The following is a 26715-nucleotide window of genomic DNA, read 5'->3' as shown; positions in this document are numbered from 1 at the left end:
CTTCGCCATCCAGTTTGAAGACCGGGTGCCGCAGGCTTAAACGAAAACCCGTTTACACAGAATACAGTACACCCCCGGTCTGCGCGGTCGTCACCGACACATCGTACGTGGCTGTAGTCACAACCTCATTTTCTTCAGTAATGACCCGGATATATACCTTGTGGGCTGTTGAGGCTGCATTAACAGGAACAGTCATATCAAAAAACTGTTCTTTATTAATTGGCTGATTGTGACCATCTCCCCAATTCCCTGGAGATGCCAAGTCATAGTCGACCGATTTGACCATCACCCCATCAACCCACAGCTCAGTGGTTGCAACGGTATCGCCGAGATAGCCGGCAGTTGTCTTTGCATATCCAGACATGCCGATATACATCGTGCCTCCCGCCGCCACTTGGCCTCCGGGGTACACTATCAATTCCCGGAAATTGACCCCGGCCATTGCCGAAGACGCCAGCCCCGACACAAGCAGGACGAGAACTCCTATTTGAAAGAGAAATTTTCTGATCGAAACCCAAAGAGTCGAAATAAAAGAAGTCTTGTTTTGTAGGCAGGAGGTCGTGGCTAGCATGGGTGATGACAAATAGGTGGATGAAAACAGCTTCGCGCGCCATATGGCTTGCAAAGCAAAAACACAAAATTCTTGTTTAAATTATTTCAATGATGCTAACATTGAATTATCGAAAGAAAAAAAATATTTTCTTTTTTAGAATATTAATTAACAACACAAAAAATTAAACTTGCCAAATACTTAATTCTAAAGTATTAACGTGTCGAGTCCCACACAAAGCCCCCATCGAAAGGATGGCTGTATGACGATTGCAAACTGGTGTGTTTTGGCGGCCTGCCTGCTGCCGACCGCGACGGTCGGACTGGCGAAGCTGGCGTCGGCCAAGCTGCCGTCGGGCGGCGGACGCTACAACAACAAGCAGCCGCGCGAATGGGCGGCCGGGCTGAGCGGCTGGCAGGCGCGCGCCAACGCGGCGCAGATGAACGGCTTCGAGATCCTGCCGCTGTTCATCGCGGCAGTCGTGCTGGCGCAGCAGGCGCACGCCGAGCAGGCGCGCGTCGACCTGCTGGCGCTGGGCTTTATCGGCGTTCGGCTGGCCTACATCGGCCTGTATCTGGCCAATGTCGATGCATTGCGCACCGTGGCGTGGTTTGCCGGCGTGGGCGTGGCCATCGCGCTGCTGGCGATGGGCTGACGCCCTCCCCTCACGCGGCCTTGGCCGGTGCTGCGGCGCTGGTGGCCGCCGCCACCGCCGGCTTGCGGATCAGCAGGATGACGCCGGCCGCCACCAGGCAGGCGGCGCCGGCGGCAAACAGCGCCGGGTTGTAGGTCAGCATCAGGGTGCGCACGCGGCCGGCGCCATACGCGGCCACGGCGGCGCCCAGCTGGTGGCCGGCAAACACCCAGCCGAACACCATGCCGGCCTTTTCCTTGCCAAACGTGGCGCCGGCCAGCCGCACCGTCGGCGGCACGGTGGCGATCCAGTCCAGGCCGTAAAACATGGCGAACAGGGACAGCCCGTACAAGGTGAATTCCGAATACGGCAGCCAGAACAGCGACAGCCCGCGCAAGCCGTAGTACATGCACAGCAGCTTGCGGTTGTCGTAGCGGTCCGACAGCCAGCCGGAGGCGATGGTGCCGACCAGGTCGAAGGCGCCCATCATCGCCAGCACCGAGGCGGCCGGCACCGCCGACAGGCCGGCGTCGCCGCACAGCGAGATGAAGTGCGTCTGGATCAGGCCGTTGGTGCTGAGGCCGCAGATGAAGAAGGTGCCGAACAATATCCAGAACACCCGATTATTGGCGACCCCGGCCAGCACCTTGAACGGCGTGGCGAAGGTGATCCGCATCGGCGGCGCCAGCGGCGCGACCGGCGTGCCGACCGCCGCGCCATACGGGGCCAGGCCCACGTCGTTGGGATGGTTGCGCATCAACAGCAACACCAGCACCGCCACCAGCGCGCACGCCAGCAACACCGGGATCACCGCCGTGCGCCAGCCGTAGTGCTCGATCAGCCAGGCGCCGATCGGCAGGAACACCAGCTGGCCGGTGGCCGAGGCGGCCGTCAGCATGCCCACCACCAGGCCGCGGTGGCTGTCGAACCAGCGGGTGGAAACGACGGCGCTGAGCACCAGCGCGGTCATGCCGGAACCGACCCCAAGCATGACGCCCCAGAACAGCACCAGCTGCCAGAACTGCGTCATCTGCGTGGCCAGCGCCAGGCCGCTGGCGACCAGGGTCAACGCGGTGACGACGACGTTGCGCAGGCCGAAACGCTCCATCAGGATGGCGGCGAACGGCCCCATCAGGCCGAACAGCACGAAACGCACCGCCAGCGCCGACGAGATCTGCTCGACGTCCCAGCCGAATTCCTTAGCCAGCGGTTGCAGCAGCGCGCCCGGCAAGCCCAGCGCGGCCGAAGAGCTGAGCCCGGTGAGGAAGGTGATGGCGACGATCACCCAGGAAAAATGCAGGCCGCGGCGTTGCAGCCAGCGGGATAAAGGTAGGGCGAACATGACGGTCCTCGCGTAGTCGGTGCGCGCGGAAGGCACGCTCGCACCGATTTTAAATGACGATCATCATGAATGCAAGCAAAAAAAGGGACCGCTGGCCGGCGGTCCCTGGCGGCCCGGAGGCCGGCGGGAGCAGCTTACTTGATGCGCAGCGAGCTTTGCACCTTGTTCACGCCCTTGACGTTGCGGGCCACGTCGACGGCCTTGTCCACTTCCGCCTGCGAGGGTACGAAGCCGCTCAGCATGACGGTGCCGTTGGTGGTTTCCACGTGCACGTCCAGCGATTTCAGCGCGGGCTCGGCCAGCAGTTCAGTCTTGACCTTGGTGGTGATCACGGAATCGGCCACGGTGTCCTTGGCCATCGCGCTCTTCTGCTTGGTTTCGCAGGAGGCCTTGTCGGTGCCGGTCATGGTGCTGCAATCGATGCCGGTCTGGGCGGTGTCGGCCATTTTCTTGCCGGCCTTGGCGTCATTGATGGCGGCCACGTGGACCGACTTGGCGGTATCGAGGCAGCTGTCCTTGTCGGCGCCGGTCATGGGCGCGCATTTGGCCTTGGCCAGGTTGTAATTGGCGTCCGCCACCTGGGTCTCGGCTTTCTGCACCGAACGCTTATCGTTCTTGTACTGCATGACGGCGTTCGCCTCGGTGTTGGCGCGGGCCACCTTGGCCTGCTCGACGCAGATATCCTTGGCGGTGCCCGATTGGCCGCCGCAAGCCGCCTTGGCACTCTTGTAATCGATCTCGGCCTGCTTGGTCGTGGCCTTGTAGGCCACCGTGTCGTTATTGGGCATGGTGGCGGCGAAGCTGGCGCTGGCGGCCGTTGCCATGACGAAGAGGAGAATTTTATTCATGATGTGTCCCTTTGTGGTGGTTGATGGACACATTAAACGCCCGCCGACGCCCCTGCTCTGTGCGGGAACGTACACAGTTGCGGAATTGGCCCGCGGGGGGCTATTCGCCGCGCAGCAAGCCCTGGCGCCACAGGCTGGCGGCCTGCTCGAACAGGGGCTGGGCGGGATTGAAGGCGGCGCCGGAGGGCGCCAGCTGCAGCCAGGCCAGCGTGCCGTGCGACCCGGCGGCGGACGCCGGCTGGCGCACCTGGCGCATCCAGGCGGCGACGGCGGCGTATTGCTGCGGATGGCGGTGCTGGGTCCAGGCCAGTGCGACCAGGTCGGCAAAGCCTTCCTCGCGCCGGGTCAGGCGCAGCGCCTGGGCTTGCTCCAGCGCCGGCCGGGACGATTCTTCAAAGCCGGCCGGCAGCACGTGCCACACGCCTTGCGCATAACGCCAGCAATGGCCGATCTCGTGCGCCACCATGGCTTCGATCATCAGCGCCTGCTGCTCGGCGGGCACGCCGGCGAGCACATCTTCAGCATTGGGATTGCCGCGCATCGACAGCACCAGCTTGCAGCGGCCGTCCTGGAAGCCCAGCGCCAGCGGCACGTCGGTGGGTCGGGCCTGCGGTTGCACGGTGATATCGATCGGCAGCTTGAGCTCCTGCTTGGCGTAGCCCAGCACGGCGGAGCCGGCGGTGAGCCAGCGGGTTTCCATATCGGTCAGCTGGGCGGCGGAGGCCAGGCCGGCGGACGACAGGAGCAGCAGGAATAAGGCGCGCTTGATCATGATGATCAAACTGTAGCATGGCGTGGGCAATATTTATTGCCATCAAGCAGGTTCTACAACAGATTATTTCTACGTAGAAAAAGATGAATGATTGAGGTTTTGAAACGGCGGCGCACCCGTTGCGGGCGCGCCGCCGGCGGAATTACTTGCCCAGCAGCGTGTTGGCGGTCTTGAATTCAGGACGGATGTCGTTCGGCACCGTCTTCATCTTGTCCAGCGCCTTTTGCACGTCGGGACGGATCACCACGTACTTGGCCATCATCTCCTTGGCGCGGGCGTAGTCGCCGGTCGCTTCGATGGTCAGGAACTCGCGGTCGAGGTCGATCACCGCCTGCTTGATCTTCTTGTAGTCCACCGCGAACGTGCCGTCGCCGTGCGAGATGAAGCCGCCCTTGTCGAGGATGTAGTTCATCTGGATCGCCATGCCGCGCGCGTGCGAATCGGTCAGGCCGAAGTGCAGCGTGCGGAAGGCCGAGGCCAGGAAGGTGGTGTACAGCTTGCGCTCTGCAACCGCGCCCTGTCCCAGCGTGCCGGCCAGCTGGCCCTTGTCCATCATGTAGGCCAGCGCGTACAGGCCGGTGATGTCGGCCTTGGCTTCTTCGATGGTCGAATAGGCTTCCTTCAGGTCCTGGCGCGGCGTCGATTCGGCGCCGTTGTTCCTGGTGATGTGCGGGCCCAGGCCGTGCGTGATTTCATGCGCCAGGATGTGGGTGAAGAAGGAGTCGAAGTCGACATCCTTCTGGTCGGCCGGCTTCAGCACCAGCTTGGAGATCGGCGTCAGCGTCGACTTGAATTTGGCTTGCTGCACGTTCTTCAGCATCACGCGCTTGGAACCGCGCTGGCTGATGATGCGCTCGTCGTTCGGCAGGTTGTAGGCGGCCGTCTGCACGCCCATGTTGCCGTCGCCGGCGCCGTACACCTGGTTGACCACCACCATCGGCGCCAACGCGCCGACCTTCGGATTGCGGTACTTGGCGTCCAGCGGCAGGTTGTCTTCCAGCTCCTGCATGTGCTTGGCGAAGAAGTCCAGCTTCTGCGTTTCCTTCTGGTCGCGGATGTTGACGTAGGCCTCGAACGCGGCCTTGTAGCCGAACAGCTCGTCGTTATAGGTTTCGTAAGGTCCGATGGTGATGTCGACCGGCGCATCCAGGTCCATCCAGGCGAAGTCGGAGGCCAGGTAGTCGTTGCTCAGGAAAGCGTCGGCGCGCAGTTGCAGGAACTTCTTGAGCGAGGCGTTATCGGTATCGGCGGCGGCTTGCTTCAGCAGCGCGGCGGCCTTCTCCAGCTCCGGCTTGTACTCGTCCGAATACTTGACGATGGTGAACTGGCCCGCCGCGTTCTTGCGGATGGTGGTGAAGAACCACTGCGCCTGCTCCTTGTCTTTGGCAGGCAACGCGTTCATCCAGGTTTCCAGGGCTTGCTTGGTCGCGCCTTCGGGATAGAAGTTGCCGGCTTCCGGCTTCTTGGCCGGGATGGCGATGCCGGCCAACTCGGCCGGCAGGAAGCTTTGATGGTCGTCCAGGATCGACCACGGACCTTTGTTAAGCCAGAAGTAGTTCAAGCGCGCCTTGCCCAGCGGCGTTTGATCCTTCTGCAGCGCGGACCACAGCGCCTCGTTGCCGGACCAGCGCTGGCGCAGTTGCAGCACGTCGATGATCTTGGCCGCTTCGATCAGCTTGGCGATGGCCTTCTTGTCGCCGGCCGAGAGTTGGCTGGTGTCGGCAGTCAAGGCGACCGGCGCGAAGCGCTTGGTCATCTTATCCAGATCGGTCACGCTGGCCGGTGCGGCATAAGCGGAGGCGCAGGCGATAGCCAGGGCCAGAGGGAGCAGTATTTTTTTCATTCGAACCTCAGGGTGGAGTGAGATCCGCATTGTAGTACAACGGATATCACTCCCTCCCCACTACCAGGCCCGATAGACCTGTCCCGTTTGAGCGCCATCGACGCTGCGCGCATACGACAACGCGACGCGGCTACCCTTGATCGGCTCAAAGCCGGTGAACAGGTCGCCGAACAAATGCACGGACTCCTGCAACACCGTCGGACTGACGGCATTGATGCGCAAGCCGCGCGGCAGCTCGATCGCGGCGGCCCGCACAAAGCCCTGCACCGCCGCATTGGCCGTCGATGCCGCCACCGCTCCACGGATCGGATGCTCGGTGTCGACGCCGCTGGTCAGCGTGATCGAGCCGCCGTCGTTGAGAAAATCCTGCGCCACCAGCGCCACGTTGACCTGCCCCATCAACTTGCCGTTCAGGCCCACATGGAAATGCTCCGGCGTCAGCTCGGCCAACGGCCCCACATGCAGCGCGCCCGCAGCCACCACCACCGCATCGACGCGGCCAACCTTGTCGAACAAAGCCCGTACCTGCGCGATGTCTTCGATGTCGACCTGATGCTGCCCGCCGCGCGCGCCGACCACCACGATCTCATGTCGCAGTCCCAACTGCTCGACCACGGCGCTGCCGATGGTCCCGGTGCCGCCGATCACGAGCACCTTCACGCCGACGCTCCCCAAGCGTGGTAGACCTGCCCGGTCTGCGCGCCATCGACGCTGCGCGCATACGCCAGCGCGACGCGGTGCGCAGGCAGCGGCTCGAAGCCGATGAAGAACGGGCCGTAGCTGCCCATCGATTCCTCCAGCACCGTCGGGCTGACGGCGTTGATGCGCAATCCACGCGGCAGTTCGATCGCCGCCGCCCGCGCAAAGCCTTCGACGGCGGAATTGACCATGGTGGCGCTGACGCCGTTGCGGATCGGCTCATCGGCCACGATGCCGCTGGTGAGGGTGATCGAACCGCCGTCGTTCAGGTATTCCTGCGCCACCAGCGCCACATTGACCTGCCCCATCAACTTGCTGTTCAAGCCCACATAAAACTGCTCCGGCGTGAAGCTGGCGAGCGGCGCGAAATGCAGCGAACCAGCCGCCACCACCACCGCATCCACGCGACCGATCTTGGCGAACAAGGCGCGCACCTGCGCGATATCGGCGATATCCGCCTGATACTGGCCGCTGGAGGCGCCGACCGTCACGATCTCGTGCCGCTGGCCCAGTTGCTCGACGACTGCCTTGCCGACCGTGCCGGCCGCACCTATGACGACTACTTTCATGCTGCTCTCCCTGTGAGTGAAAACACCAGTATCTGCCACAACGCCACAGGAATAAATGAGCTAAGATGACGATCATTACTAACCCACGATTAGCAATCACATGGACAAGCTGCGCAGCATGGAGATCTTCGTCGCCGTCGTCGACGCCGGCAATTTCACGGCCGCCGCCAGCGCCTTCCAGCTCTCGCCTGTCATGGTGGGCAAGCACATCGCCCACCTGGAGGCCACCTTGGGCGCGCGCCTGCTGACGCGCACCACGCGCCGCCAAAGCCTGACGGAAATCGGCGCCCAGTATGTCGAACAGTGCCGCGCCATCCTGGCGCAGATCGCCGCCGCCGAAACCGGCGCCGAAGCGATGCGCAGCGTGCCGCGCGGGCGGCTGCGCATCACCGCGCCGGTCTCCTTCGGCAGCGAATGGCTGGCGCCCGCGATCAGCGACTACCTGCGCCTGCATCCCGAAGTGGGCGTGGACCTGAACCTCAACGACCGCATGGTCGACATGGTGGAGGAAGGCTACGACGCCGCCGTGCGCATCGGCCCCCTGGACGATTCCGGCATGATCGCGCGCCCGCTGTTCAACTACGGGATGACGATCTGCGCCTCGCCGGCCTACCTGAAAAAGCACGGCACGCCGCTCACGCCGGACGACCTGGCGCGGCACGAATGCCTGGACTTCATGGTGGGGACGGTGGGTGTACGCTGGCGCCTGCAATCAGTACACGACGTCCGCGGCAAGCGCGAACTGCCGGCCAGCCGCTTCCGCACCAACAGCGGCCAGGCACTGCGCATGGCCGCGCTCAAGGATTTCGGCATCGTGATGCAGGCCGAGGTGCTGCTGGCGCAGGACATCGCCGCCGGACGGCTGGTGCCGGTGCTATGCGACTACCTGCCTCCGGCGCGGCCGATGCACCTGGTCTACCAGCGCGATCGCCGGGCCACGCCCAAGCTGACCACCTTCATCGACTTCATCGTGGAACGCTTCGGGCCAGCGGCAGCACTGCCGCTGGCCTCTTCCGCGTAGGGGACTACGCCCGGCATTGCACCGGGCGGAAAACACGTTACTGCGCCAGCGGCTTGATCGCGCCGTTCTGCGCCACCGTCGCCAGCTGCGCCGACGGCTGCCAGCCCGCGCCCAAGGCGCGCGCCACCGACACCGCCGCCAGCAGGCGCTGGGTGTTGATCTGCACCGCCGCGCGGTCGGCCGCCAGCGCGCTGCGCTGCGCATCGGTCACGTCCAGGTAGGTCGACACGCCGCGCTCGTAGCGCGCACGCGCCACCAGGTAGCCGCGCGCCGCCGCCACTTGCGAGGCCGACTGCGCCTCGCCCTGCAACTGGCGCTCCTGCACGTCCGACAATGCGTCTTCCACTTCACGCAGAGCCGTCAACAGCTTGGTCTCGTGATTGGCGATCGCCTCTTCATAGCGCGCTTTCGAAATGGCCAGGTTGGCCTTGTTGCGGCCACCGTCGAAGATCGGCAGCGACAGCGCCAAAGGACCGATGCTGAACTGGCGCGAACCGCCCTTGCCCAGTTCCTTCAAGCTCTCCGACGCGTAGCCGAAATTGCTGGTCAGCGTCAGCGAAGGATAGAACGCGCCTTCGGCCACGCCGATCTGCGCGTTGGTCGAACGCAGGTTGGCCACGCTGCCCGCCAGGTCCGGACGCTGCGCCAGCAGGCTGGCAGGCAGGCCGACCGGAATCGCCGGCGGTTGCGGCAGCACGGCGGCATTCGCTTTCGGCGCCGTCAGCAGCGCCGACGGCGAAGCGCCGACCAGCGTCGCCAGGCTATGTTCCAGCAGGTTGCGTTGGCGCTGCACTTCATGCAGGTCCGCTTGCGCATTGGCGCGCTCGATGCGGGCGCGCGACACGTCCAGCTCATTCGACAGGCCGGCGTTGAAGCGTGCCGTCACCAGGTCTTCGGTTTCGCGGCGGGTGTCCAGCGCGCCGTTCAGGATCGCCATCTCGGCGTCCAGGCCGCGCAGCTGCCAGTAGGTGGTGGCCAGTTGCGACGACAGCAGCAACAGCACGCCGTCGCGGTCGGCCTCGGCCACCAAAGCCTGCGCATCGGAGACTTCGACCAGGCGGCGCACGCGGCCCAGCAAGTCGACTTCATACGACAGCGCAGCGCCCACCGAGTAGTTGTTACCCTTGATCGAACGGCCGCCCAGCGCCAGCCCCTGTGAGGTCTCGGCCGAGGTGCGCGAGTTCGACACCGAGGTGTTGACGCTCAGCGACGGCTGCTGGCTGGAGCGCGACACGCCGGCCTGCTCCAGCGCGATCACCAGCCGCTGTGCGGCGGCCTTGATGCTCGGGTTGTCGCGCAGCGCGGTTTGTTCCAGGCGATTCAGGGTGTCGTCGTTGAACACGGTCCACCACTGCGCGGGCAGGTGTGCCTCGCTGGCGCCGGCTTGCGGCAGGTGGCGGAACGACGCGTCGGCGACGTTCTTCGGCGCGGCGAAATCGCTGCCGACGGTGGCGCAGCCGGTGACGGCCAGCGTTACGGAAACAGCGAGCGTCAGGCGCTTCAAAGCTGAATTCAACATGGTGTTACCTCACTTAAAATTTGATTGAAGACCGACGCTTAGTGCGCGCCGCCGCCACCGCCAGCCGAAGGGGCTTTGACTTTGTCCGAGAACCACAGCACGCCGATGCAACCGAACAGCACCATCGCGACCAGGAAGAAGCCATCGTTATAGGCCATCACATAGGCCTCGCGCCGCACGATGCCGTCGATCGCCTTGAGCGCCATGTCACCGGCGCTGGTGGCATCGAAGCCCTTGCTCATGAACGACTGCGTCAGCGCGGCCAAACGTTCCTGCGTGGCGGCCGCGAAGCCGGTCACCGATTCACCGATGCGCTGCGAGTGGAAATGCTCGCGCGAAGTCAGCGCGGTGGCCAGCAGCGCGATACCGATCGAACCGCCCAGGTTGCGGGTCATGTTGATCAGGCTCGATGCCGACGGCATGTCTTTCGGCGAGATGCCGTTCATCGCGAAGTTCGACAAGGTCAGCATCACGAACGGCTGGCCCAGCGCCCGCACCACCTGCGACAGCAGCAGCTGGTCATAGCCGGTGGTGGCGTCCATGTAGGCGTTCATCAGGCAGGAGCCGCCGAACAGCAGCAGGCCGAAGGAACACAGGATGCGGTTGTCGATCTTGGACGACAGCTTGGCCACGAACGGCATGATGAACAGCTGCGGCAGGCCGACCCACATGATGACTTCCCCGATCTGCATCGGCGAATAGCCGGCGATCTGGCCCAGGTACAGCGGCAGCAGGAACGAGGAACCGTACAGGCCCATGCCCATCGCCATCGACAGCGCGGTGGCGGCGAAGAAGTTGCGGTGGCCGTACAGACCCAGGTTGACAAAGGGCTGCTTGCGCGTCGCCCCCGTCACCATCCAGCCCAGCAGGCCGATGATCGCCATCGCCGCGAAAGTGATGATGAAGGACGAATCGAACCAGTCCTTGCTGTTGCCCTCTTCCAGGAAGATGGTCAGGCTGCCCAGGCCCAGGGCCATGAAGCCGATGCCCAGCCAATCGGCGTTGAACAGCTGCTTGAGCTGGACCTTTTCCTTGTCCAGGCCGATCGCGATGCCGCCGATCAGCAGCAAGCCAGGCACCCAGTTGATGTAGAAGATCGACGGCCAGCCATACAGCTCGCTCAGATAGCCGCCGAAGGTCGGGCCCATCGCCGGCGCCAGCGTCGCCGTCAGGCCGAAGATGGCCATGCCGGTGGCGCGCTTGGATGGCGGCAGTTTGCTCATCACCAGCGTCATCGCCATCGGGATCAGCGCGCCGCCGGTGAAGCCCTGCAGCATGCGGAACACGATCATGCTCGGCAGGTTCCAGGCGAAGCCGCACAAGGTGGAGAAGCCGAGGAACAGCGCGGTGGTGCCCATCATGTAGGCGCGCATGCCGAACACGCGGGTCAGCAGGGCCGTCATCGGAATGACGATGATCTCGGCCACCAGGTAGGCGGTGGCGATCCACGAGCCCTCTTCCTGCGTGGCGGACAAGGTGCCGAGGATGTCCTTCAGCGACGAGTTGGTGATCTGGATGTCGAGCACCGCCATGAAGGCGCCCAGCATGCCGGCGGCCACCGCCATCCAGGTGCGGCCGGAGACCTTCTCGCTCGGCATGATAGGCGCGAGCGCAGGTTTCCCCGCGCCGCCGGCCGGCGTATCGATTGTGGTGCTAGCCATGACAGGGCTCCTTAGTGCGCGGCTTTGGCTTCGGATTGCGAATTGGACTGATTGACGGCCACTTCGGCGATCGCCGACATGCCCGGCACCAGACGGCCGCTCAGGGCCTTGACGTCTTCCGGCTTGAAGGTGATCTTGACCGGCACACGCTGGACGATCTTGGTGAAGTTGCCGGTGGCGTTATCGGCCGGCAGCAGCGCGAACTGGGCGCCGGAAGCCGGTGCGAAGCTGTCGACTTTGCCGACCAGTTCATGGCCCGGAATCGCGTCGATGGAGACTTTGACTTCCTGGCCCGGCTTCAGGTCAGCGAGTTGGGTTTCCTTGAAGTTGGCGGTCAGCCAGACGTTTTCCTGCACGATGGCGGTCAGCTGCTGGCCGGCCGTCACGCGCTGGCCCACTTCGATGCTGCGCTTGCCGATACGGCCGCCCACTGGCGCCAGGATGCGGTTGTAGGCCAGCTGCTGCTGGGCGTCCTTCAATTGCACGCGCAGCACGTTGACCTGCGCCTTGAGCACGTCGCGCGCCGAATGGGCGGCGCTGATCTGGGCCTTGGCGGCCAGCGCGTTGTCCTTGCGGGCGGCCAGATCGGCCACGGCGCTGGCGCGGCCGGCGACGGCGCTGTCCAGCTCCGCTTTCGAGACGGCCTTCATCTGGCTGTTATACAGCTGGCCGTAACGTTCGGCGTCCTGCTTGGCGCGCACCAGCTGCGCTTCCGACTGCGCCACCTGGGCGGCGGCGGCGCTGGCCTGGGCCTGGGTCTGGGCGATCTGCGCGTCCGACTGCGCCACTTGCTGTTCGGCGGTGGCGATCTGCGCCTGGATCTGCTCGACCTTCACGTGCTGGTCGAACGGATCCAGCTCGGCGATGACATCGCCTTCCTTGACGATCTGGTTATCGTCGATCAGCACCTTGGTGACCACGCCGGCGATGCGAGCCGACACCGGATGCACGTGGCCGGCCACATAGGCGTTTTCCGTCTCGACGAAATAATGGCTGCGATACCACATGCGGCCACCGGCGGCCAACGCGGCCAGCGCGACGACGGCGGCGATCACCAGCACGCGGGTATTGGACTTGGCCGGGCCGGCCGGCGCAGCGACGGCGGGCGCCGCAGGCTGGGCAGCGGGTACGGCGCTGAGCACTTTTTGTTCTTGGGTGTGCTGGGTGGACATGTGCAGCTCCAAATAAATGAAATGGGAGAAGTGCATTATTAGCCCGAATTTCGGCAAAGTCAAGAAATGAAACGATTGCATTTCATTTTATTTTGGACTACGATGTCCGCATCCATTACCATGTCAGCCCATGAAGATCACCGCCAACGCCGCCGCCCTGGACGACCCGGATTGCCCGGAAGACGCCGCCAATGACTCCCCCGATTCGCCCTGCTACGGCAAGGCGGCCGGCCGCCCGCGCGCGGCCGACAAGGAAGCCCGCTTGCAATCGCTGCTGCACACGGCGACCAAACTGTTCCTGGAAAAAGGCTACAGCAAGGTCAGCCTGGAGATGATCGCGCGCGAAGCCCATGTCGCGGTGCGCACGATCTATGTCAAGTTTGGTGGCAAGGCCGGGCTGCTGAACGCCGTCATCACCAACGGACGCGCGCATTTCTTCGCCGGCATGTCGGACATGGAGGCGGACCCGCGGCCGTTCCGCGAGGTGATGGATGATTTCGCGCTGCGCTTCCTGGAGCTGGTGACAGCGCCCGCCTTCGTCAGCCTGCACCGCATGGTGGTGGCCGAGGCCAGGACCACGCCGGAGCTGGCCGACACTTTCTTCCAAGCCGGCCCGCTGCGCACCCGCCAGGAATTGATGCGCTTCTTCGGCCGCGCCGACATTCGCGCCGAGCTGCGTCCGGAAATACCGGTGGAGACGCTGGCGGTGCACGTACTGGCCTGCATCATGGGCGACACCATGGTGCGCATGCTGTTCCCGACCGATCATCCGCCCACCGTGGACGAGCTGCGCGCCCGCGCCACGCAAGGGCTGGACCTGTTCTTCCGCGCCGTGCTGCGTTAGAAGCTGTGCATTTTTATCATTTGCTCTATACTGTTTTTTTACCCACGGAGCAGACATGAGCAAATCGAATCGACTAGACTGGAGCAGGCAGGTAACGCTCATGAACGAGCGCATCAAAATGTTCCAGGCCAACCCAGGCCAGGAACAGCTCGACGCCGTCGTCCAGGAAATGCAAGCCTACGCTGAAGCCGCGCGCAACGGCGGCATCGAAATCCCGACCCGCTTCACCGTCAACTGACACACCGGCGCCCTGCGGCGGTCTACTCGGCCGCGTCGATCGCCTTGCGGGCCCAGACCAGCATCTGCTCGGGATCGTCCAGCAGGAACTCCGGCGCCGAATAGTATTTTCGGACCAGCACCGTGCCCTTCTTCGTCTCATAGGAAAACGGCGCCGCGCCTTCGGCCTCGAATTCGGCGCGGGTGGCGTCGCCCACGCGCAGGTACAGCGTGCTGCCGATCACCCACGCGAACTGCAGGCCGTGATATTTGAACGCGCGGCCGCCGAAAAACACCCCATCCGACACGGCCGCGCCCAGCGGCGCGAATTGCTCGCGCATCCAGCTGACAAATTCTGCGCTGGCGGCCAACTTATTTGCGCGACATCGCGACCAGCGCGTCCAGCACCTGCAAGGTCGCCTGGTCCAGCTGCGGACGCGGGATGCCTGGGTTGCTGGTGTCCACCATCGATGGATTGGTCGAGTAGCGGCCGTTGACGATCAGCGTAGGCGTGCTGTTGACTTCATACGTGCTGGCCACGCGGCCGGCGCTTTTCAGCTTGGTGATGACCGAGAACGAGTTATACATGGCCAGGTATTTATCCTTGTCGACGCCGTTCTTGACCGCCCAATCGACATTATCCGCATCGCTCTTCAGGCGGCGACGCTCGACGTGCCAGGTGCTCAGCAGCTTGGCGTGCAGCGACTCTTCCAGCTTCATCGCCTCCAGCGTCAGGAACATATGCGCTTCCGGATCGTTCTCGCCGGTCAGCGGCAGGTGGATGCGACGGAACACGATGCTGTCGCCCTGCTTCTTCACCCATGCCAGCATGGCCGGCTCCAGCGCGTAGCACGCCGGGCAGTGGTACATGAAGAACTCGATCACCTCGACCTTCTTGCCGTCGGCCAGCACCGGTTGCGGCGTTTTCAGGGTGGTGTACTCGGCGCCGTTCTTCGGCGCGGTGGGCGAGGCGAATGCGGAACCGGCCAGCAAGGCGACGGCGGCGACAGCGAGTTTCAGGCGAAGCATGGTTATCCTTTATGAAAAAATCTGCACAGCGAATATAACAGCTTCCATTACTGTGCGGCGGGCGGATTAAGGCTGCATTAAGTCGGCCGCGCCTCCAGGCCGGCGATGTCCTTCATCAGCGCGATCAGGCGCTGCGCGCCCAGGCCCAGCGGACGGTCGTTGAGCCACACCACGTCCACCCACAGGCGCACCTGGTTGCTCATGTGCGCGAAGCCTATGCCCAGCAGTTCGCCGCTATCCAGCAGCGGCGCCGCCAGCCGGTGCGGCAGATAGGCCCAGCCGACGCCGGCGCGCACCAGGCTCAGTGTCGCCAGATGGCTGTCGGTGCGCCACAGCTTGCGCGAGATGAGCACCCGCTCGTCCTCGATCCGCGCGTCGCGGCTGACGATGGCGATCTGGCGCATGTCGACCAAGTCCTCCAGCCGGAACTGGCCATTGCGCTCGCGCGCCTGCGGATGCTGGGGCGAGATCACCGCCACCAGCACCTCGCTGCCCAGCTCCTGGAAGCTTTCGCGCTGGTCGATCTGCGGCCGTTCGTAGATCAGCGCCAGCTGCGCCGAGCCGTCGTGCAGCATGCGCAGCGCGTCGTTCTGCGGGACCGACAACACGTCCACTTCCAACGACGGGAACTCCTCCGCCAGCCGCGCCAGCGGATCGCTCCACGGCGCCGACAGCAGCTCGGGCGCGATGGCCAATGTCAGACGCCGCTCCAGTCCCTGGTGCAGCGACAGCGCGTGCGCCTGCAAGCGGCGCAGCTGGCCGGCCATCTGGCGCGCTTCCGCCTCCAATGCGCGCGCCGATTCGGTGGGTCGCACCTCGCGCGAGGTGCGGTCGAACAGCTGCAAATCGAGTTCCGCCTCCAGGTTGGCGATCGCCATGCTGACGGCCGACGGCACCCTTCCCAGCGCCCGCGCCGCTGCGGAAAAAGAACCGTGATCCAGCACGGCGAGAAAGATGGCGATGTTATCGCTGGAGAAGGCCATATCCCATGCTGTCAGAAAAACTGACAGCTGTCGACTTTTTCAATCAGAAAATTGCTATTAAAATGGTTGCATCGTATTAAGGAGGAAACATCATGCAAGGATTAAAACGCAAAGTCGTCTACGTATCGCTGTTTGAATTGATCGCCGTCGGCCTGACCAGCAGCGTGCTGGTGCTGCTGATGGGGCATGACGCCGGCCACGCCAGCGTCGCCGCCGTCGCTTCGTCGCTGGTCGCGGTGGTGTGGAACTTCGTCTACAACGGCATGTTCGAAGCCTGGGAAGCGCGCCAGGCAGTGCGGGGCCGCAGTTGGATGCGCCGCGCCGCCCACGCGCTGGGCTTTGAGGGCGGCCTGGTAGTGATCCTGGTACCGCTGTTCGCCTGGTGGCTGGGCATCTCGCTGTGGGAAGCCTTTGTGCTGGACTTGGGGCTGGTGTTATTCTTTATGTTTTATACCTTTCTCTTCAGCCTGGCCTTCGACCGCATCTTCGGACTGCCAGCGTCGGCACAAGCTTGATTGATCACCCCGGAGTCCACATGGCATTGAAACCGTTCGCGTTCGCAGCACTGGTGTTGGCAATGAGTAGCGCAGGCGCCGCGGCGCTATCGCCTGTCGAGCAGAAGATCGTCACCGAGGTCAAGGCGCATTCGGAGCAAGGCTTGCAGCTGCTGGAGCGCTCGGTGAACATCAACAGCGGCACCATGAACCATGAGGGCGTGCGCGAAGTCGGCAAAGTGTTTCGCGAACAGTTCGACCAGCTGGGTTTCACCACCCGCTGGATCGACATGCCGCCCGCCGTCAAGCGCGCCGGCCACCTGCTCGCCACGCGCGAGGGCAAGCAAGGCAAGCGCCTGCTGCTGATCGGCCATCTCGATACCGTGTTTGAAAAGGACAGCCCGGTGCAGCTGTGGAAGCGCGACGGCGCCCGCGTGCGCGGCCAGGGCGTCAACGACATGAAGGGCGGCGACGTGATCATCGTCGAAGCGCTGCGCGCCTTGCAGCGCGTGGGCGCGCTCGATAACACCACGATCACCGTCATGTTCAGCGGCGACGAGGAGAGCGCCGGTGATCCGGTCGACATCTCGCGCGCCGACATGGTCGCAGCCGCAAAGCGCAGCGACATCGCGCTGGCCTTCGAGGCCACGGTGCGCGACAAGAGCGGCAAGGACACCGGCACCATCGGCCGCCGCGCCTCGTCGTCGTGGGATCTCGAAGTGAAGGGCAAGCAAGGCCATTCCAGCGGCATCTTCACCGAGAGCGCCGGCTATGGCGCCGTGTACGAAGCGGCGCGCATTGTCGACGGCTTCCGCCAGCAGGTGATCGAGCCTGACCTGACCTTCAGCCCCGGTTTGATTTTGGGCGGTACCGACGTCAGCCTCGATGCCACCGGTTCGAAAGGCCAGGCCGCCGGCAAGGGCAACGTGATCGCGCGCACCGCCACCGTGCACGGCGACTTGCGCTACCTGACCTACGAACAGCGCGACCGCGCGCACGCGAAGATGAAGGCCATCGTCGCGCAGAATCTGCCGAGCACCAGCGCCAGCATCAGCTTCCACGAATCGTATCCGCCGATGTCGCCGACCGCCGGCAACCTGGCCATACTGAAGACCTATTCGCAAGCCAGCAGCGATGCCGGCCTGGGCGAGATCCCTCCCCTGCCGCCAGGCCAGCGCGGCGCCGGCGACGTACAGTTCGTCGCCCCGCTGCTCGACAGCCTGGATGGCCTGGGCGCGACCGGCAACGGCAGCCACTCGCCCGACGAGGACCTGGAAATCGCCTCGATCGAACGCGCCACCATCCGTACCGCAATCCTGCTGTATCGTCTCACGCGCTAAAGATCAAACTGTGCTGACACCATCAGCGTGCCTCGACGGTGCGCTTCATCGCATCCAGCCCCTGCTCTATCATGGCGGCGACGGCGGGCGCCATGCTGTCGGGCAGCAGGTCGGCGATCCACACCAGCCGGCTGCCGTGCGCACCTTCGCCGAAGACCTGTGCGGAGGCGTTGTGATGGCTGAGCCGTCCGCCCGCCGCCGACCAGACCACGCGGTGGTCTTCGTCGCTGACGGTGACGATCACTTCCCGCACCACCATGCCGTTGGCAAAGGTCACCATGCGCGCCGCGCCGTCCGGCTCCAATTTGCAATCGGTGACGAAGCCCTTTACCAGCCGAGTATGCAGCGCGCCCACGTCGCGTAGCGCATCCCACAGCTGCTCCGGTGGGACGTCAATGTCGATTTCCTTGCGTATCGATGCCATATCGTTCTCCGTCATGCAGCGAGCCTCGGACCTGCCAGGGCGACGTCATAAGTGTAGCCCCCTATGTAGAAACTCGTCGCGAGCTTCAGGGGCAGTTCCGGCAAAGTGCCATTTGACGGGCTCCCCAAACTGACCGCCCCCCCTTTCTTGACGTCTGGCCGTACTGATAGGCAGCGATGGCTCGGTGCGCGAAGCCAAAGTAATCGAATCGAGCGGCGACCGCATGCGCGACCGTGCCTCGCTGCACGCCAGCACCAGCTGCAAGTTCACCCCCGCGTCGAAAGATAGCGCTACCCCTGTCTGGGCCGTGGTGCAATACAAGTGGATCCTGAACTGATGTTGGCTTGTCTGGCTGCCCGGCGCTGCGGTGCCGGCAGCTGGCAAAAAAAGTGACTAGAGTCAACTATTTCTTGAGGTTCTACAAATAGCCCCCTGTGCATAGAGGCGATCATGTAGGCAGATAATCCGCCCAACATGCAGGAGCCGCTATGAAACGGGTATCGCTATTCCGGGAAGAGGCCTTATCCGCATCCCGAGTCCAATGGCTGGGCGAGATCGTCCTGATCCGGCCGCTGACGTTCCGCATCCTCACCACTGCCGCGGCCATGATGGCATTGCTAGTCGCGGCCCTGTTCCTCCTCGGTAGTTACACCAGGCACAGCAACGTCAGCGGCCAGCTGATGTCGGACCTCGGTGTGGTGAAAGTCTACCCGCCGCAAGCGGGCATCGTGCTGCAAAAATTGGTGCGCGAAGGACAACCCGTACATCGTGGCGACCTGCTCTACATCGTCTCCAGCGAACGCCAAGCCATCAACCGCAGCGACATCCAGGAAGCCATTAGCCAGCAGGTGGCTCGACGGCAGCAATCGCTGCGCGATGAACTGGCACAGACACAACGCGTGCAGCAGGACGAGCAGACAGCCTTGCGTAAAAAGGCCGAAGCCTTGCAGATGGAGCAGGCCAATGTCGGCCACCAGCTGATGTCCCAGCACAGCCGCGTCGAACTGGCCGAGGACGCATTCAAGCGCGCAACGCAGTTGTGTGAACAAGGCTTTGTTTCCAAAGAGATCAAGCAGCAAAAACAAGCGGAACTGCTGGACCAGCATCTGCGGCTACAGGCGCTGGAGCGCGACGAGATCAGCCTCGGCAGGGAATTGTTAGCCGTCCGCAACGGGGCGGCTATTACGGGGCGATGTGGTTCGATGCCTCAGTTGGGGCGGCAGCCGGTCCAGTCGGGGCGGTTGTTGGCGCTGTGGCTTTCGGCGGCTTCGCATATGCTTATTACAAATGTTGCCTAAAAAAATAAGCTAACCAAACTCAGTTCTAGCCCTATGGCAAAGAGAGGGGATCCCCCCTCTCAATTACTCATTAATATATTTGAGGTAACATATGTCTACAACATCGTCCTCATCAAAATACACAATATCGCCGCTAATTTATCCACGCCCGCGTTGGCGTTATTTTCTTCTTTTCCAATCATGGCAGCAATTTGAATCGTGGTCGATAATTACCATATTAGCCATATTTATTTTATCATCAACACTTTATATATGCGACCCAAACATAGTTCCAATAGAAGGTTTAGCCATCGGGACCGGCATAGGTTCGTTGGTTTCTGTCTTTCTAGTTATTCCGACCAAATTTACGATATCAAATAGCCACCTAAGTCACAGGCAATATCTGAATCAAAAGCTTGAATATTTCGGATACATTAAGGAATCGGATTGCTCAAACGATGTCGTATTTCGTCAAAACCTACCTCGTCTTTTGCGCTGGGACGAGGGGAATATTACCGTTACCAGCGAACCAAAAACAATTACAGTCACTGGCCCTATGTGCATAATAAAAACAATCCGACATGATTTTATAAAGAATTTATTCACATAATTTATAGCTGCATAGCAATATCCGCTTGAACTGTTTCAATCTCAGCAGCTGTCACTTCACATTCACCTTTGCAGCGCCAACATGGCTGCAGCGGCCAGCGGGCCAAGTGCGGCGATCAAGCCATGAACGATCAACGCTAGCATGACGGCGCCCTTGGCCAATAGAGAGGCTCCCTTCCCGCCGTACAGGCGCGCTGTATCAGGGTACCAGGCGCCGATGCCGATCTGGATCACCATGCCGGCGACTATCGATACGGAGGGCTTATAGAAGAACTCGGCTGGCTTCACGAGACTCGCGTACCGCACAATCGACAGCAACAGCGGAAATCGAGACGATTTCTCGGCCGGAAGCCTCCGGCGGTCAAAATAGTTCGCGGACTCCGGGTATCGCCCCGATACAGCTGGCCTAACGCCGACACCGGATGATGAGCATAACCGCTGCCGCTAAGTCAGACCAGCGCTTTGCTTCCAGCTTCCTTCAGATTCGCGGTCGCCCGCGATACCCTTGCCTTCCGCCAATTCTTCCCCTTATCGGGCGAGCAGAGGACTTTCACCTCCAAGTTGGTGCGCCCTGCCGGGCGCACCAATAAAAAAACCGGGAACAAGTCCCGGTTTCGTGGTGTGGCTTTGCTTAGCGCTTGCGTGGCGGAGGCAGGTCGGTGCAGACGCCTTCGTACACTTCGGCGGCCATGCCGATCGACTCGCCCAAGGTCGGGTGAGGGTGGATCGTCTTGCCGATGTCGGTGCCGTCGCAACCCATCTCGATCGCCAGCGCGATCTCGCCGATCATGTCGCCGGCGTGCGTGCCGACGATGGTGCCGCCGATGATGCGGTGCGTTTCAGCGTCGAACAGCAGCTTGGTGAAGCCCTCGGCGCGGCCGTTGGCCACGGCGCGGCCGCTCGCGGCCCAAGGGAAGTGGCCCTTCTCGACCTTGATGCCCTTGGCTTTCGCTTCGTCTTCGGTGATGCCGGCCCATGCCACTTCCGGATCGGTGTAGGCCACCGATGGAATCACCTTCACATCGAAGTGCGACTTCTGGCCCGCTGCGGCTTCCGCCGCCACGTGGCCTTCGTGCACCGCCTTGTGCGCCAGCATAGGCTGGCCCACCAGGTCGCCGATGGCGAAGATGTTCGGCACGTTGGTGCGCATCTGGCTGTCGACCGGGATGAAGCCGCGATCGGACACGATCACGCCAGCCTTGTCGGCGGCGATCTTCTTGCCGTTCGGGCTGCGGCCCACTGCGACCAGCACCAGATCGTAGACCTGCGGGGCTGGCGCTGCGGCGCCGGCTTCCGCCGCTTCGAAGGTGACTTTGATCCCTTCCGGCAGCGCTTCAACGCCAACCGTTTTGGTCTTGGTCATGATGTTGTCGAAGCGCTTCTCGTTGAACTTCTGCCAGACCTTGACCGCATCGCGGTCGGCGCCTTGCATCAAGCCGTCCATCATTTCGACCACGTCGATGCGCGCACCGAAAGTCGAGTAGACGGTGGCCATTTCCAGGCCGATGATGCCGCCGCCGATGACCAGCATGCGCTTCGGGATCTGGCGCAGTTCCAGCGCACCGGTCGAATCGACGATGCGTGGATCTTCCGGCACGAACGGCAGCTTCACCACGGCCGAACCGGCAGCGATGATAGCCTGCTTGAACTGCACCACTTTCTTGGTGCCGTCGGCGGCAGTGACTTCGATGTGGTTCGCGCTCAGGAACTGGCCAACACCGGTGACAACTTGCGTCTTGCGGGCCTTGGCCATGCCGGCCAGACCGCCGGTCATGTTCTTGATGACGCCTTCCTTGTACTTGCGCACTTGGTCAATGTCGATGGTCGGCTTGGCGAAGGTGACGCCGGTGTTGGACATGTGCGAGGTTTCGTCGATCACGGATGCCACGTGCAGCAGCGCTTTCGATGGAATACAACCAACGTTCAGGCACACGCCGCCCAGCGTTTCGTAACGCTCGACGATCACGGTGTTCATGCCCAGGTCCGCAGCGCGGAACGCGGCGGAGTAACCGCCAGGACCGCCGCCCAGCACCATCATGTCGCAGTCGATGTCGACCTTGCCGGCGAAGCTGCTACCGGCTGGTGCGGCGATCGGTGCGGCTGGCGCAGGTGCGGCGGCCGGAGCCGGAGCTGCGGCGGCAGGCGCCGGTGCGGCGGCAGGAGCGGCAGCGGCGGAACCGGCGGCTTCTTCCACCACCAGCATCAGCGAGCCTTCCTTGACCTTGTCGCCAACCTTGACCTTGATCTCCTTGACCACGCCGGCGTGCGAGGATGGAACCTCCATGCTGGCCTTGTCCGACTCAACGGTGATCAGCGACTGGTCGGCCTTGATCGTATCGCCAACCTTGACCATCACCTCGATCACTTCAACTTCTGCGAAGTCGCCGATGTTCGGCACTTTCACTTCTGTGCTCATAGTCGCTCCTTACAGCAGAATTTTGCGCATGTCGCCGAGCACTTCGCTCAGGTACACGGAGAAGCGAGCACCCATCGCGCCGTCGACCACGCGGTGGTCGTAGGACAGCGAGGTACCCATCATCAGGCGAGGCTGGAATGCCTTGCCATCCCACACCGGCTTGATCGACGCCTTGGACAGGCCAAGGATCGCCACTTCCGGCGCGTTGACGATAGGCGTGAAGTGCGTGCCGCCGATGCCGCCCAGCGACGAGATGGTGAAGCTGGCGCCTTGCATGTCGGTCGGTTTCAGCTTGCCTTCGCGCGCTTGCAGCGACAGCTCGGTCATTTCGCGAGCGATCTGCGAGACCGATTTCTGGTCCGCGCCTTTGATCACTGGTACCACCAGGCCGTTCGGCGTGTCGGCCGCGAAGCCGATGTTGTAGTACTGCTTGAGGATCAGGTTTTCACCCTTCTCATCCAGCGACGCGTTAAATGCCGGGAATTTCTTCAGCGCGGCGACCGCAGCCTTGATGACGAAGGCCAGCATGGTCAGCTTGGCCGCGTCCTTGTTCTTGGCATTGGCGTTGTTGGTCTCGACGCGGAACGCTTCCAGGTCGGTGATGTCGGCATCGTCGAACTGCGTGACGTGCGGGATCATGACCCAGTTGCGGTGCAGGTTAGGACCGCTGATTTTCTTGATGCGCGACAGTGGCAGCAGTTCGGTCGGGCCGAATTTGCTGAAGTCGATCACCGGCCATGGCAGCACGCTCATGCCGCCGTTGCCGCCAGCTGGCGCAGATGCGCCGGCAGGTGCTGCGGTGGTACCAGCCATCACGCCCTTGACGTAGTTCTGCACGTCCAGTTGGGTGATGCGGCCTTTAGGACCGGAACCAGGCACCTTGCCCAGATCCACGCCCAGTTCGCGGGCGAACTTGCGGATCGACGGCGATGCGTGCGCCAGCTTGCCGGTTTGGACCGAGCCTTGCGACGCGGCCGCAACGGCGGCAGGAGCAGCAGGCGCCGGCGAAGGCGCAGCGGCAGCGGCGGCTGGAGCAGCGGCAGCAGCAGGTGCGGCGGCGGCAGGAGCCGGAGCGGCAGCACCGCCCGTAGCTTCAACCACCAGCACGACGGTACCCATGGCAACCTTGTCGCCAACCTTGATCTTCACTTCCTTCACCACACCAGCGTGCGACGAAGGGATTTCCATGCTGGCCTTGTCCGATTCAACGGTCAGCAGCGACTGATCGACCTTGATCGTGTCGCCAACCTTGACCATCACTTCGATGACTTCAACTTCCTTGAAGTCGCCGATGTCCGGCACCTTGACTTCGACCGGACCGGCCGAAGCTGCGGGAGCTGGTGCAGGTGCCGGCGCGGCAGCAGCGGCAGGCGCCGGTGCTGGAGCCGCGGCGGCTGGTGCAGCTGCGGCAGCTGCCGGAGCAGCGGCGGCTCCATCAGCTTCCAACAACAGCAGCAGCGAACCCATAGCCACCTTGTCGCCGACCTTGACCTTGATTTCCTTGACCACACCAGCGGCGGACGAAGGAATCTCCATGCTGGCCTTATCCGATTCAACGGTGATCAGCGACTGGTCTACTTTAATCGTATCGCCTACTTTGATCATCAACTCGATGATTTCAACTTCCTTGAAATCACCGATATCCGGGACATTAACTTCCACAATGCTCATAGCGTCTGCTCCGTTCTAATTATTGGGTCACCGGATTTGGCTTGTTGGCGTTCAGGCCGTACTTGACGACTGCCTGCTCCACCACCTTCGCGTCGATCTTGCCTTCTTCCGCCAGCGATTTCAGCGCGGCGACCGTGATGTAGTAACGGTTCACTTCGAAGAATTCACGCAGCGCGGCGCGGGTGTCCGAACGGCCGAAACCATCGGTGCCCAGCACGCGGTAGGTGCGGTCTTTCGGGATGAAGGCGCGGATCTGTTCAGCAAACGCACGCATGTAATCGGTCGTCGCGACGATAGGGCCGCTCGTATCCTTCAGAATCTGCGTCACGTACGGCACGCGTTGTTCCTTGGTCGGGTTGACCAGGTTCCAGCGCTCTGCGTCCTGGCCATCGCGGGCCACCAGCGTCAGCGACGGAGCGGACCACACGTCGGCGGCGATGTTCCAGTCGTTCTTCAGCAGTTCCTGGGCGAAGATCGATTCGCGCAGGATGGTGCCGGAGCCGATCAGCTGCACGCGCTGCTTGGCTTTCTTGTCGCCTTCCTGCAGCAGGTACATGCCCTTCAGGATGCCTGCTTCCTGGCCAGGCTTGATGCCTGGGTGCGGGTAGTTCTCGTTCATGATGGTGATGTAGTAGAACACGTCTTCCTGTTCTTCCACCATGCGGCGCAGGCCATCCTGGATGATCACGGCGATTTCGTGACCGAAGGTCGGATCGTAAGGCATGCAGTTCGGTACAGCCGCTGCGAACAGGTGGCTGTGACCATCTTCGTGCTGCAGACCTTCGCCGTTCAGCGTCGTGCGGCCGGCGGTGCCGCCCATCAGGAAGCCACGGGAGCGCATGTCGGCGGCGGCCCATACCAGATCGCCGATACGCTGCATGCCGAACATCGAGTAGTACGTGTAGAACGGGATCATCACGCGGTTGTTGGTCGAGTACGAGGTCGCCGCGGCGATCCACGAGCTCATGCCACCGGCTTCGTTGATACCCTCTTGCAGGATCTGGCCGGCCTTGTCTTCGCGGTAGTACATGACCTGGTCTTTGTCGACCGGCTCATACAACTGGCCTTGCTGGTTGAAGATACCAACCTGGCGGAACAGGCCTTCCATACCGAAGGTGCGCGACTCGTCGACCAGCACCGGCACGATACGCTGGCCCAGGCTAGGATCTTTCAGCAGCGTGGTCAGGATACGCACGTAGGTCTGGGTGCTCGATACTTCACGGCCTTCGGCGGTCGCATCCAGCACGTTCTGGAAGGCGCTCAGCGGCGGCACAACCAGCTTCTCGTCGGCTTGCATGCGGCGGGCCGGCAGGTAGCCGCCCAGCGCTGCGCGGCGCTCGTGCAGGTACTTGATTTCCGGCGCGTCGTCGGCAGGCTTGTAGAACGGGATGTCGGCCAGCTGGTCGTCCGGAATCGGGATCGAGTAGCGGTCGCGCATTTCGCGCACGGCTTCGTCGGTCAGCTTCTTGGTGTTGTGCGCGGTGTTGCGCGCTTCGCCGTGCTTGCCCATGCCGAAGCCCTTGATGGTTTTCACCAGCAGGACGGTCGGTTGGCCTTTGTGTTCCTGTGCGACCTTGAAGGCGGCGTAGATCTTGTGCGGATCGTGGCCGCCGCGGGTCAGGCGCCAGATGTCGTCGTCGGTCATGTTGGCGACCATCTCCAGCAGCTTTGGATGCTTGCCGAAGAAATGCTTGCGCACGTAGGCGCCGTCCTTGGCCTTGTAGTTCTGGTATTCGCCGTCGATGGTTTCCATCATCACTTTGCGCAGGATGCCGTCTTTGTCCTGCTTCAGCAGCGCGTCCCAACCCGGGCCCCAGATGACTTTGACGACGTTCCAGCCGGCGCCGCGGAAGTCCGCTTCCAGCTCTTGAATGATCTTGCCGTTGCCGCGCACCGGACCGTCCAGGCGTTGCAGGTTGCAGTTGACGACGATGACCAGGTTGTCCAGGTTCTCGCGCGCGGCCATGCCGATGGCGCCCAGCGATTCCGGCTCGTCCATCTCGCCGTCGCCGCAGAATGCCCAGACCTTGCGGTCGGTGGTGTCGGCGATCGAGCGCGCGTGCAGGTACTTCAGGAAGCGCGCCTGGTAGATCGCCATCAACGGGCCCAGGCCCATCGACACGGTCGGGAACTGCCAGAAGTCCGGCATCAGTTTAGGGTGCGGATACGAGGACAGGCCCTTGCCGTCGACTTCGCGACGGTAATGGGTCAGCTGCTCTTCGCTCAGGCGGCCTTCGAGGAAGGCGCGGGCGTACACGCCAGGCGAGGAGTGGCCCTGGATGTACAGCAGGTCGCCGCCGTGGTTTTCGCTCGGCGCTTTCCAGAAGTGGTTGAAGCCGATGCCCAGCATATTAGCCAGCGAGGCGAACGAGGACAGGTGGCCACCGAGGTCGCCGTCGACGCGGTTGGCCTTGACGACCATCGCCATGGCGTTCCAGCGCATCCACGAACGCAGCTTCTCTTCGTATTCCAGATTGCCTGGGCAGTGGGTTTCGAGGTGGGCCGGGATGGTGTTGACGTAAGCGGTATTGGCGGAGAACGGGATATCCGAGCCGCTTTGGCGGGCCAGGTCGATCAGGCGTTCCATCAGGTAGTGAGCACGTTCAGGGCCCTCTTGTTCCAGCACTGCGGCCAGTGCGTCCAACCATTCTTTGGTTTCTTGCGAATCAGGGTCGGTGTGTGCCGTTACCTGGTCAAGTTGAGCTGACATGTATTAAGTCTCCTGAGTTTGAGTGCTGACGGAACGCTGCTTAGCTGCTAATTATTTACCAATACTTCAATG

26 protein-coding genes are annotated in these 26715 nt (G+C 62.7%); 8 read left to right on the top strand and 18 right to left on the bottom strand.

Features of this window, described 5'->3' with window-relative positions; translation table 11 throughout:
* Window positions 1-52: 52 nt before the first annotated feature.
* On the bottom strand, window positions 53-571 hold the full coding sequence (locus AC07OK_RS08655; protein WP_494689920.1) for a hypothetical protein: 519 nt from the start codon (window positions 569-571) through the stop codon (window positions 53-55).
* A 241-nt stretch (window positions 572-812) separates the two neighbouring features.
* Between AC07OK_RS08655 and AC07OK_RS08650 the strand changes: the two genes are divergently transcribed.
* The gene (locus tag AC07OK_RS08650; protein WP_494689919.1) at window positions 813-1205 is read left to right on the top strand and encodes an MAPEG family protein; all 393 of its coding nucleotides are present in this window, start codon (window positions 813-815) and stop codon (window positions 1203-1205) included.
* A 10-nt stretch (window positions 1206-1215) separates the two neighbouring features.
* Here the strand turns inward: AC07OK_RS08650 and AC07OK_RS08645 are convergent, their stop codons facing one another.
* The 6 genes from AC07OK_RS08645 to AC07OK_RS08620 form a co-directional block, all read right to left on the bottom strand.
* Window positions 1216-2526, bottom strand: a complete 1311-nt coding sequence (locus AC07OK_RS08645) for an MFS transporter (RefSeq protein WP_494689918.1) — start codon at window positions 2524-2526, stop codon at window positions 1216-1218.
* Window positions 2527-2660: 134 nt separating this feature from the next.
* Window positions 2661-3374, bottom strand: a complete 714-nt coding sequence (locus tag AC07OK_RS08640) for a BON domain-containing protein (protein ID WP_494689917.1) — start codon at window positions 3372-3374, stop codon at window positions 2661-2663.
* Between the two features lie 100 nt (window positions 3375-3474).
* Window positions 3475-4146 (bottom strand): hypothetical protein, encoded by a 672-nt coding sequence (locus AC07OK_RS08635; RefSeq protein WP_494689916.1) that lies wholly within the window; start codon window positions 4144-4146, stop codon window positions 3475-3477.
* Window positions 4147-4288: 142 nt separating this feature from the next.
* A complete protein-coding gene (locus AC07OK_RS08630) occupies window positions 4289-5989 on the bottom strand; it encodes a DUF8614 domain-containing protein (protein ID WP_494689915.1) in 1701 nt (566 codons plus the stop codon).
* Between the two features lie 60 nt (window positions 5990-6049).
* Entirely contained in the window at window positions 6050-6649 is a 600-nt protein-coding gene (locus AC07OK_RS08625) for a short chain dehydrogenase (RefSeq protein WP_494689914.1), read from the bottom strand.
* A complete protein-coding gene (locus tag AC07OK_RS08620) occupies window positions 6646-7257 on the bottom strand; it encodes a short chain dehydrogenase (protein ID WP_494689913.1) in 612 nt (203 codons plus the stop codon). Before AC07OK_RS08620 ends, AC07OK_RS08625 begins: the two co-directional genes overlap by 4 nt.
* A 100-nt stretch (window positions 7258-7357) precedes the next feature.
* On the opposite strand from AC07OK_RS08620, the gene AC07OK_RS08615 reads away from it, so the two are divergent.
* The gene (locus AC07OK_RS08615; RefSeq protein ID WP_494689912.1) at window positions 7358-8278 is read left to right on the top strand and encodes a LysR family transcriptional regulator; all 921 of its coding nucleotides are present in this window, start codon (window positions 7358-7360) and stop codon (window positions 8276-8278) included.
* 37 nt (window positions 8279-8315) lie between these two features.
* On the opposite strand, the gene AC07OK_RS08610 is transcribed toward AC07OK_RS08615, so the two are convergent.
* From AC07OK_RS08610 to AC07OK_RS08600, 3 genes are read right to left on the bottom strand one after another with little or no spacing between them, the layout of a single operon-like run.
* Window positions 8316-9797 carry an efflux transporter outer membrane subunit gene (locus AC07OK_RS08610; protein WP_494689911.1) on the bottom strand — a complete coding sequence of 494 codons (1482 nt, stop codon included), beginning with the start codon at window positions 9795-9797 and terminating at the stop codon, window positions 8316-8318.
* Window positions 9798-9835: 38 nt separating this feature from the next.
* The gene (locus AC07OK_RS08605; RefSeq protein WP_494689910.1) at window positions 9836-11458 is read right to left on the bottom strand and encodes a DHA2 family efflux MFS transporter permease subunit; all 1623 of its coding nucleotides are present in this window, start codon (window positions 11456-11458) and stop codon (window positions 9836-9838) included.
* 11 nt (window positions 11459-11469) lie between these two features.
* Window positions 11470-12630 (bottom strand): HlyD family secretion protein, encoded by a 1161-nt coding sequence (locus AC07OK_RS08600; RefSeq protein ID WP_494689909.1) that lies wholly within the window; start codon window positions 12628-12630, stop codon window positions 11470-11472.
* A 130-nt stretch (window positions 12631-12760) separates the two neighbouring features.
* Here AC07OK_RS08600 and AC07OK_RS08595 point away from each other — a divergent pair, with 130 nt between their 5' ends.
* Window positions 12761-13474, top strand: coding sequence for a TetR/AcrR family transcriptional regulator (locus AC07OK_RS08595; protein WP_494689908.1), 714 nt, complete (start codon window positions 12761-12763; stop codon window positions 13472-13474).
* Between the two features lie 100 nt (window positions 13475-13574).
* Entirely contained in the window at window positions 13575-13712 is a 138-nt protein-coding gene (locus AC07OK_RS08590; protein WP_494689907.1) for a hypothetical protein, read from the top strand.
* Between the two features lie 22 nt (window positions 13713-13734).
* Here the strand turns inward: AC07OK_RS08590 and AC07OK_RS08585 are convergent, their stop codons facing one another.
* The 3 genes from AC07OK_RS08585 to AC07OK_RS08575 all read right to left on the bottom strand — a co-directional run bounded on the left by AC07OK_RS08585 (window position 13735) and on the right by AC07OK_RS08575 (window position 15702).
* Entirely contained in the window at window positions 13735-14061 is a 327-nt protein-coding gene (locus AC07OK_RS08585) for a TfoX/Sxy family protein (RefSeq protein ID WP_494689906.1), read from the bottom strand.
* A 1-nt stretch (window position 14062) separates the two neighbouring features.
* Window positions 14063-14719 (bottom strand): thiol:disulfide interchange protein DsbA/DsbL, encoded by a 657-nt coding sequence (locus AC07OK_RS08580; RefSeq protein WP_494689905.1) that lies wholly within the window; start codon window positions 14717-14719, stop codon window positions 14063-14065.
* A gap of 77 nt (window positions 14720-14796) precedes the next feature.
* A complete protein-coding gene (locus AC07OK_RS08575) occupies window positions 14797-15702 on the bottom strand; it encodes a LysR family transcriptional regulator (RefSeq protein WP_494689904.1) in 906 nt (301 codons plus the stop codon).
* A gap of 92 nt (window positions 15703-15794) precedes the next feature.
* Between AC07OK_RS08575 and AC07OK_RS08570 the strand changes: the two genes are divergently transcribed.
* Together AC07OK_RS08570 and AC07OK_RS08565 are read left to right on the top strand one after the other, a co-directional pair.
* Window positions 15795-16217, top strand: coding sequence for a PACE efflux transporter (locus AC07OK_RS08570; RefSeq protein WP_494689903.1), 423 nt, complete (start codon window positions 15795-15797; stop codon window positions 16215-16217).
* Window positions 16218-16237: 20 nt separating this feature from the next.
* Window positions 16238-17536: a M20/M25/M40 family metallo-hydrolase gene (locus AC07OK_RS08565; RefSeq protein ID WP_494689902.1), complete on the top strand. Its 1299-nt coding sequence runs from the start codon at window positions 16238-16240 to the stop codon at window positions 17534-17536.
* A 22-nt stretch (window positions 17537-17558) separates the two neighbouring features.
* Here the strand turns inward: AC07OK_RS08565 and AC07OK_RS08560 are convergent, their stop codons facing one another.
* On the bottom strand, window positions 17559-17960 hold the full coding sequence (locus AC07OK_RS08560) for an SRPBCC family protein (RefSeq protein ID WP_494689901.1): 402 nt from the start codon (window positions 17958-17960) through the stop codon (window positions 17559-17561).
* Window positions 17961-18114: 154 nt separating this feature from the next.
* Here AC07OK_RS08560 and AC07OK_RS08555 point away from each other — a divergent pair, with 154 nt between their 5' ends.
* Window positions 18115-18297: a TonB family protein gene (locus AC07OK_RS08555; protein ID WP_494689929.1), complete on the top strand. Its 183-nt coding sequence runs from the start codon at window positions 18115-18117 to the stop codon at window positions 18295-18297.
* Window positions 18298-18448: 151 nt separating this feature from the next.
* A complete protein-coding gene (locus tag AC07OK_RS08550) occupies window positions 18449-19258 on the top strand; it encodes an HlyD family secretion protein (RefSeq protein ID WP_494689900.1) in 810 nt (269 codons plus the stop codon).
* 651 nt (window positions 19259-19909) lie between these two features.
* Here AC07OK_RS08550 and AC07OK_RS08545 read toward each other — a convergent pair.
* From AC07OK_RS08545 to aceE, 4 genes are all read right to left on the bottom strand, one after another.
* Complete coding sequence (locus AC07OK_RS08545) at window positions 19910-20134, bottom strand: hypothetical protein (protein ID WP_494689899.1); 225 nt, start codon at window positions 20132-20134, stop codon at window positions 19910-19912.
* A 343-nt stretch (window positions 20135-20477) separates the two neighbouring features.
* Entirely contained in the window at window positions 20478-22262 is a 1785-nt protein-coding gene (gene lpdA / locus AC07OK_RS08540) for a dihydrolipoyl dehydrogenase (protein ID WP_494689898.1), read from the bottom strand.
* Between the two features lie 9 nt (window positions 22263-22271).
* Window positions 22272-23933, bottom strand: coding sequence for a dihydrolipoyllysine-residue acetyltransferase (gene aceF, locus AC07OK_RS08535; protein WP_494689897.1), 1662 nt, complete (start codon window positions 23931-23933; stop codon window positions 22272-22274).
* Window positions 23934-23952: 19 nt separating this feature from the next.
* Window positions 23953-26643, bottom strand: coding sequence for a pyruvate dehydrogenase (acetyl-transferring), homodimeric type (gene aceE / locus AC07OK_RS08530; protein ID WP_494689896.1), 2691 nt, complete (start codon window positions 26641-26643; stop codon window positions 23953-23955).
* Window positions 26644-26715 lie beyond the last annotated feature (72 nt).

The organism is Duganella sp. GW821-FHT07G03 (assembly GCF_059418605.1).
The sequence above is the reverse complement of the archived record's forward strand: the minus strand, read 5'-3'. Positions and strand labels throughout refer to the sequence as shown.

What these genes read in the sequence shown, in the direction of transcription:
- AC07OK_RS08655 (WP_494689920.1), bottom strand. Translation starts at nt 571, where the DNA reads ATGCTAGCCACGACCTCCTGCCTACAAAACAAGACTTCTTTTATTTCG.
- AC07OK_RS08650 (WP_494689919.1), top strand. Translation starts at nt 813, where the DNA reads ATGACGATTGCAAACTGGTGTGTTTTGGCGGCCTGCCTGCTGCCGACC.
- AC07OK_RS08645 (WP_494689918.1), bottom strand. Translation starts at nt 2,526, where the DNA reads ATGTTCGCCCTACCTTTATCCCGCTGGCTGCAACGCCGCGGCCTGCAT.
- AC07OK_RS08640 (WP_494689917.1), bottom strand. Translation starts at nt 3,374, where the DNA reads ATGAATAAAATTCTCCTCTTCGTCATGGCAACGGCCGCCAGCGCCAGC.
- AC07OK_RS08635 (WP_494689916.1), bottom strand. Translation starts at nt 4,146, where the DNA reads ATGATCAAGCGCGCCTTATTCCTGCTGCTCCTGTCGTCCGCCGGCCTG.
- AC07OK_RS08630 (WP_494689915.1), bottom strand. Translation starts at nt 5,989, where the DNA reads ATGAAAAAAATACTGCTCCCTCTGGCCCTGGCTATCGCCTGCGCCTCC.
- AC07OK_RS08620 (WP_494689913.1), bottom strand. Translation starts at nt 7,257, where the DNA reads ATGAAAGTAGTCGTCATAGGTGCGGCCGGCACGGTCGGCAAGGCAGTC.
- AC07OK_RS08615 (WP_494689912.1), top strand. Translation starts at nt 7,358, where the DNA reads ATGGACAAGCTGCGCAGCATGGAGATCTTCGTCGCCGTCGTCGACGCC.
- AC07OK_RS08610 (WP_494689911.1), bottom strand. Translation starts at nt 9,797, where the DNA reads ATGTTGAATTCAGCTTTGAAGCGCCTGACGCTCGCTGTTTCCGTAACG.
- AC07OK_RS08605 (WP_494689910.1), bottom strand. Translation starts at nt 11,458, where the DNA reads ATGGCTAGCACCACAATCGATACGCCGGCCGGCGGCGCGGGGAAACCT.
- AC07OK_RS08600 (WP_494689909.1), bottom strand. Translation starts at nt 12,630, where the DNA reads ATGTCCACCCAGCACACCCAAGAACAAAAAGTGCTCAGCGCCGTACCC.
- AC07OK_RS08595 (WP_494689908.1), top strand. Translation starts at nt 12,761, where the DNA reads ATGAAGATCACCGCCAACGCCGCCGCCCTGGACGACCCGGATTGCCCG.
- AC07OK_RS08590 (WP_494689907.1), top strand. Translation starts at nt 13,575, where the DNA reads ATGAACGAGCGCATCAAAATGTTCCAGGCCAACCCAGGCCAGGAACAG.
- AC07OK_RS08580 (WP_494689905.1), bottom strand. Translation starts at nt 14,719, where the DNA reads ATGCTTCGCCTGAAACTCGCTGTCGCCGCCGTCGCCTTGCTGGCCGGT.
- AC07OK_RS08575 (WP_494689904.1), bottom strand. Translation starts at nt 15,702, where the DNA reads ATGGCCTTCTCCAGCGATAACATCGCCATCTTTCTCGCCGTGCTGGAT.
- AC07OK_RS08570 (WP_494689903.1), top strand. Translation starts at nt 15,795, where the DNA reads ATGCAAGGATTAAAACGCAAAGTCGTCTACGTATCGCTGTTTGAATTG.
- AC07OK_RS08565 (WP_494689902.1), top strand. Translation starts at nt 16,238, where the DNA reads ATGGCATTGAAACCGTTCGCGTTCGCAGCACTGGTGTTGGCAATGAGT.
- AC07OK_RS08560 (WP_494689901.1), bottom strand. Translation starts at nt 17,960, where the DNA reads ATGGCATCGATACGCAAGGAAATCGACATTGACGTCCCACCGGAGCAG.
- AC07OK_RS08550 (WP_494689900.1), top strand. Translation starts at nt 18,449, where the DNA reads ATGAAACGGGTATCGCTATTCCGGGAAGAGGCCTTATCCGCATCCCGA.
- lpdA (WP_494689898.1), bottom strand. Translation starts at nt 22,262, where the DNA reads ATGAGCACAGAAGTGAAAGTGCCGAACATCGGCGACTTCGCAGAAGTT.
- aceF (WP_494689897.1), bottom strand. Translation starts at nt 23,933, where the DNA reads ATGAGCATTGTGGAAGTTAATGTCCCGGATATCGGTGATTTCAAGGAA.
- aceE (WP_494689896.1), bottom strand. Translation starts at nt 26,643, where the DNA reads ATGTCAGCTCAACTTGACCAGGTAACGGCACACACCGACCCTGATTCG.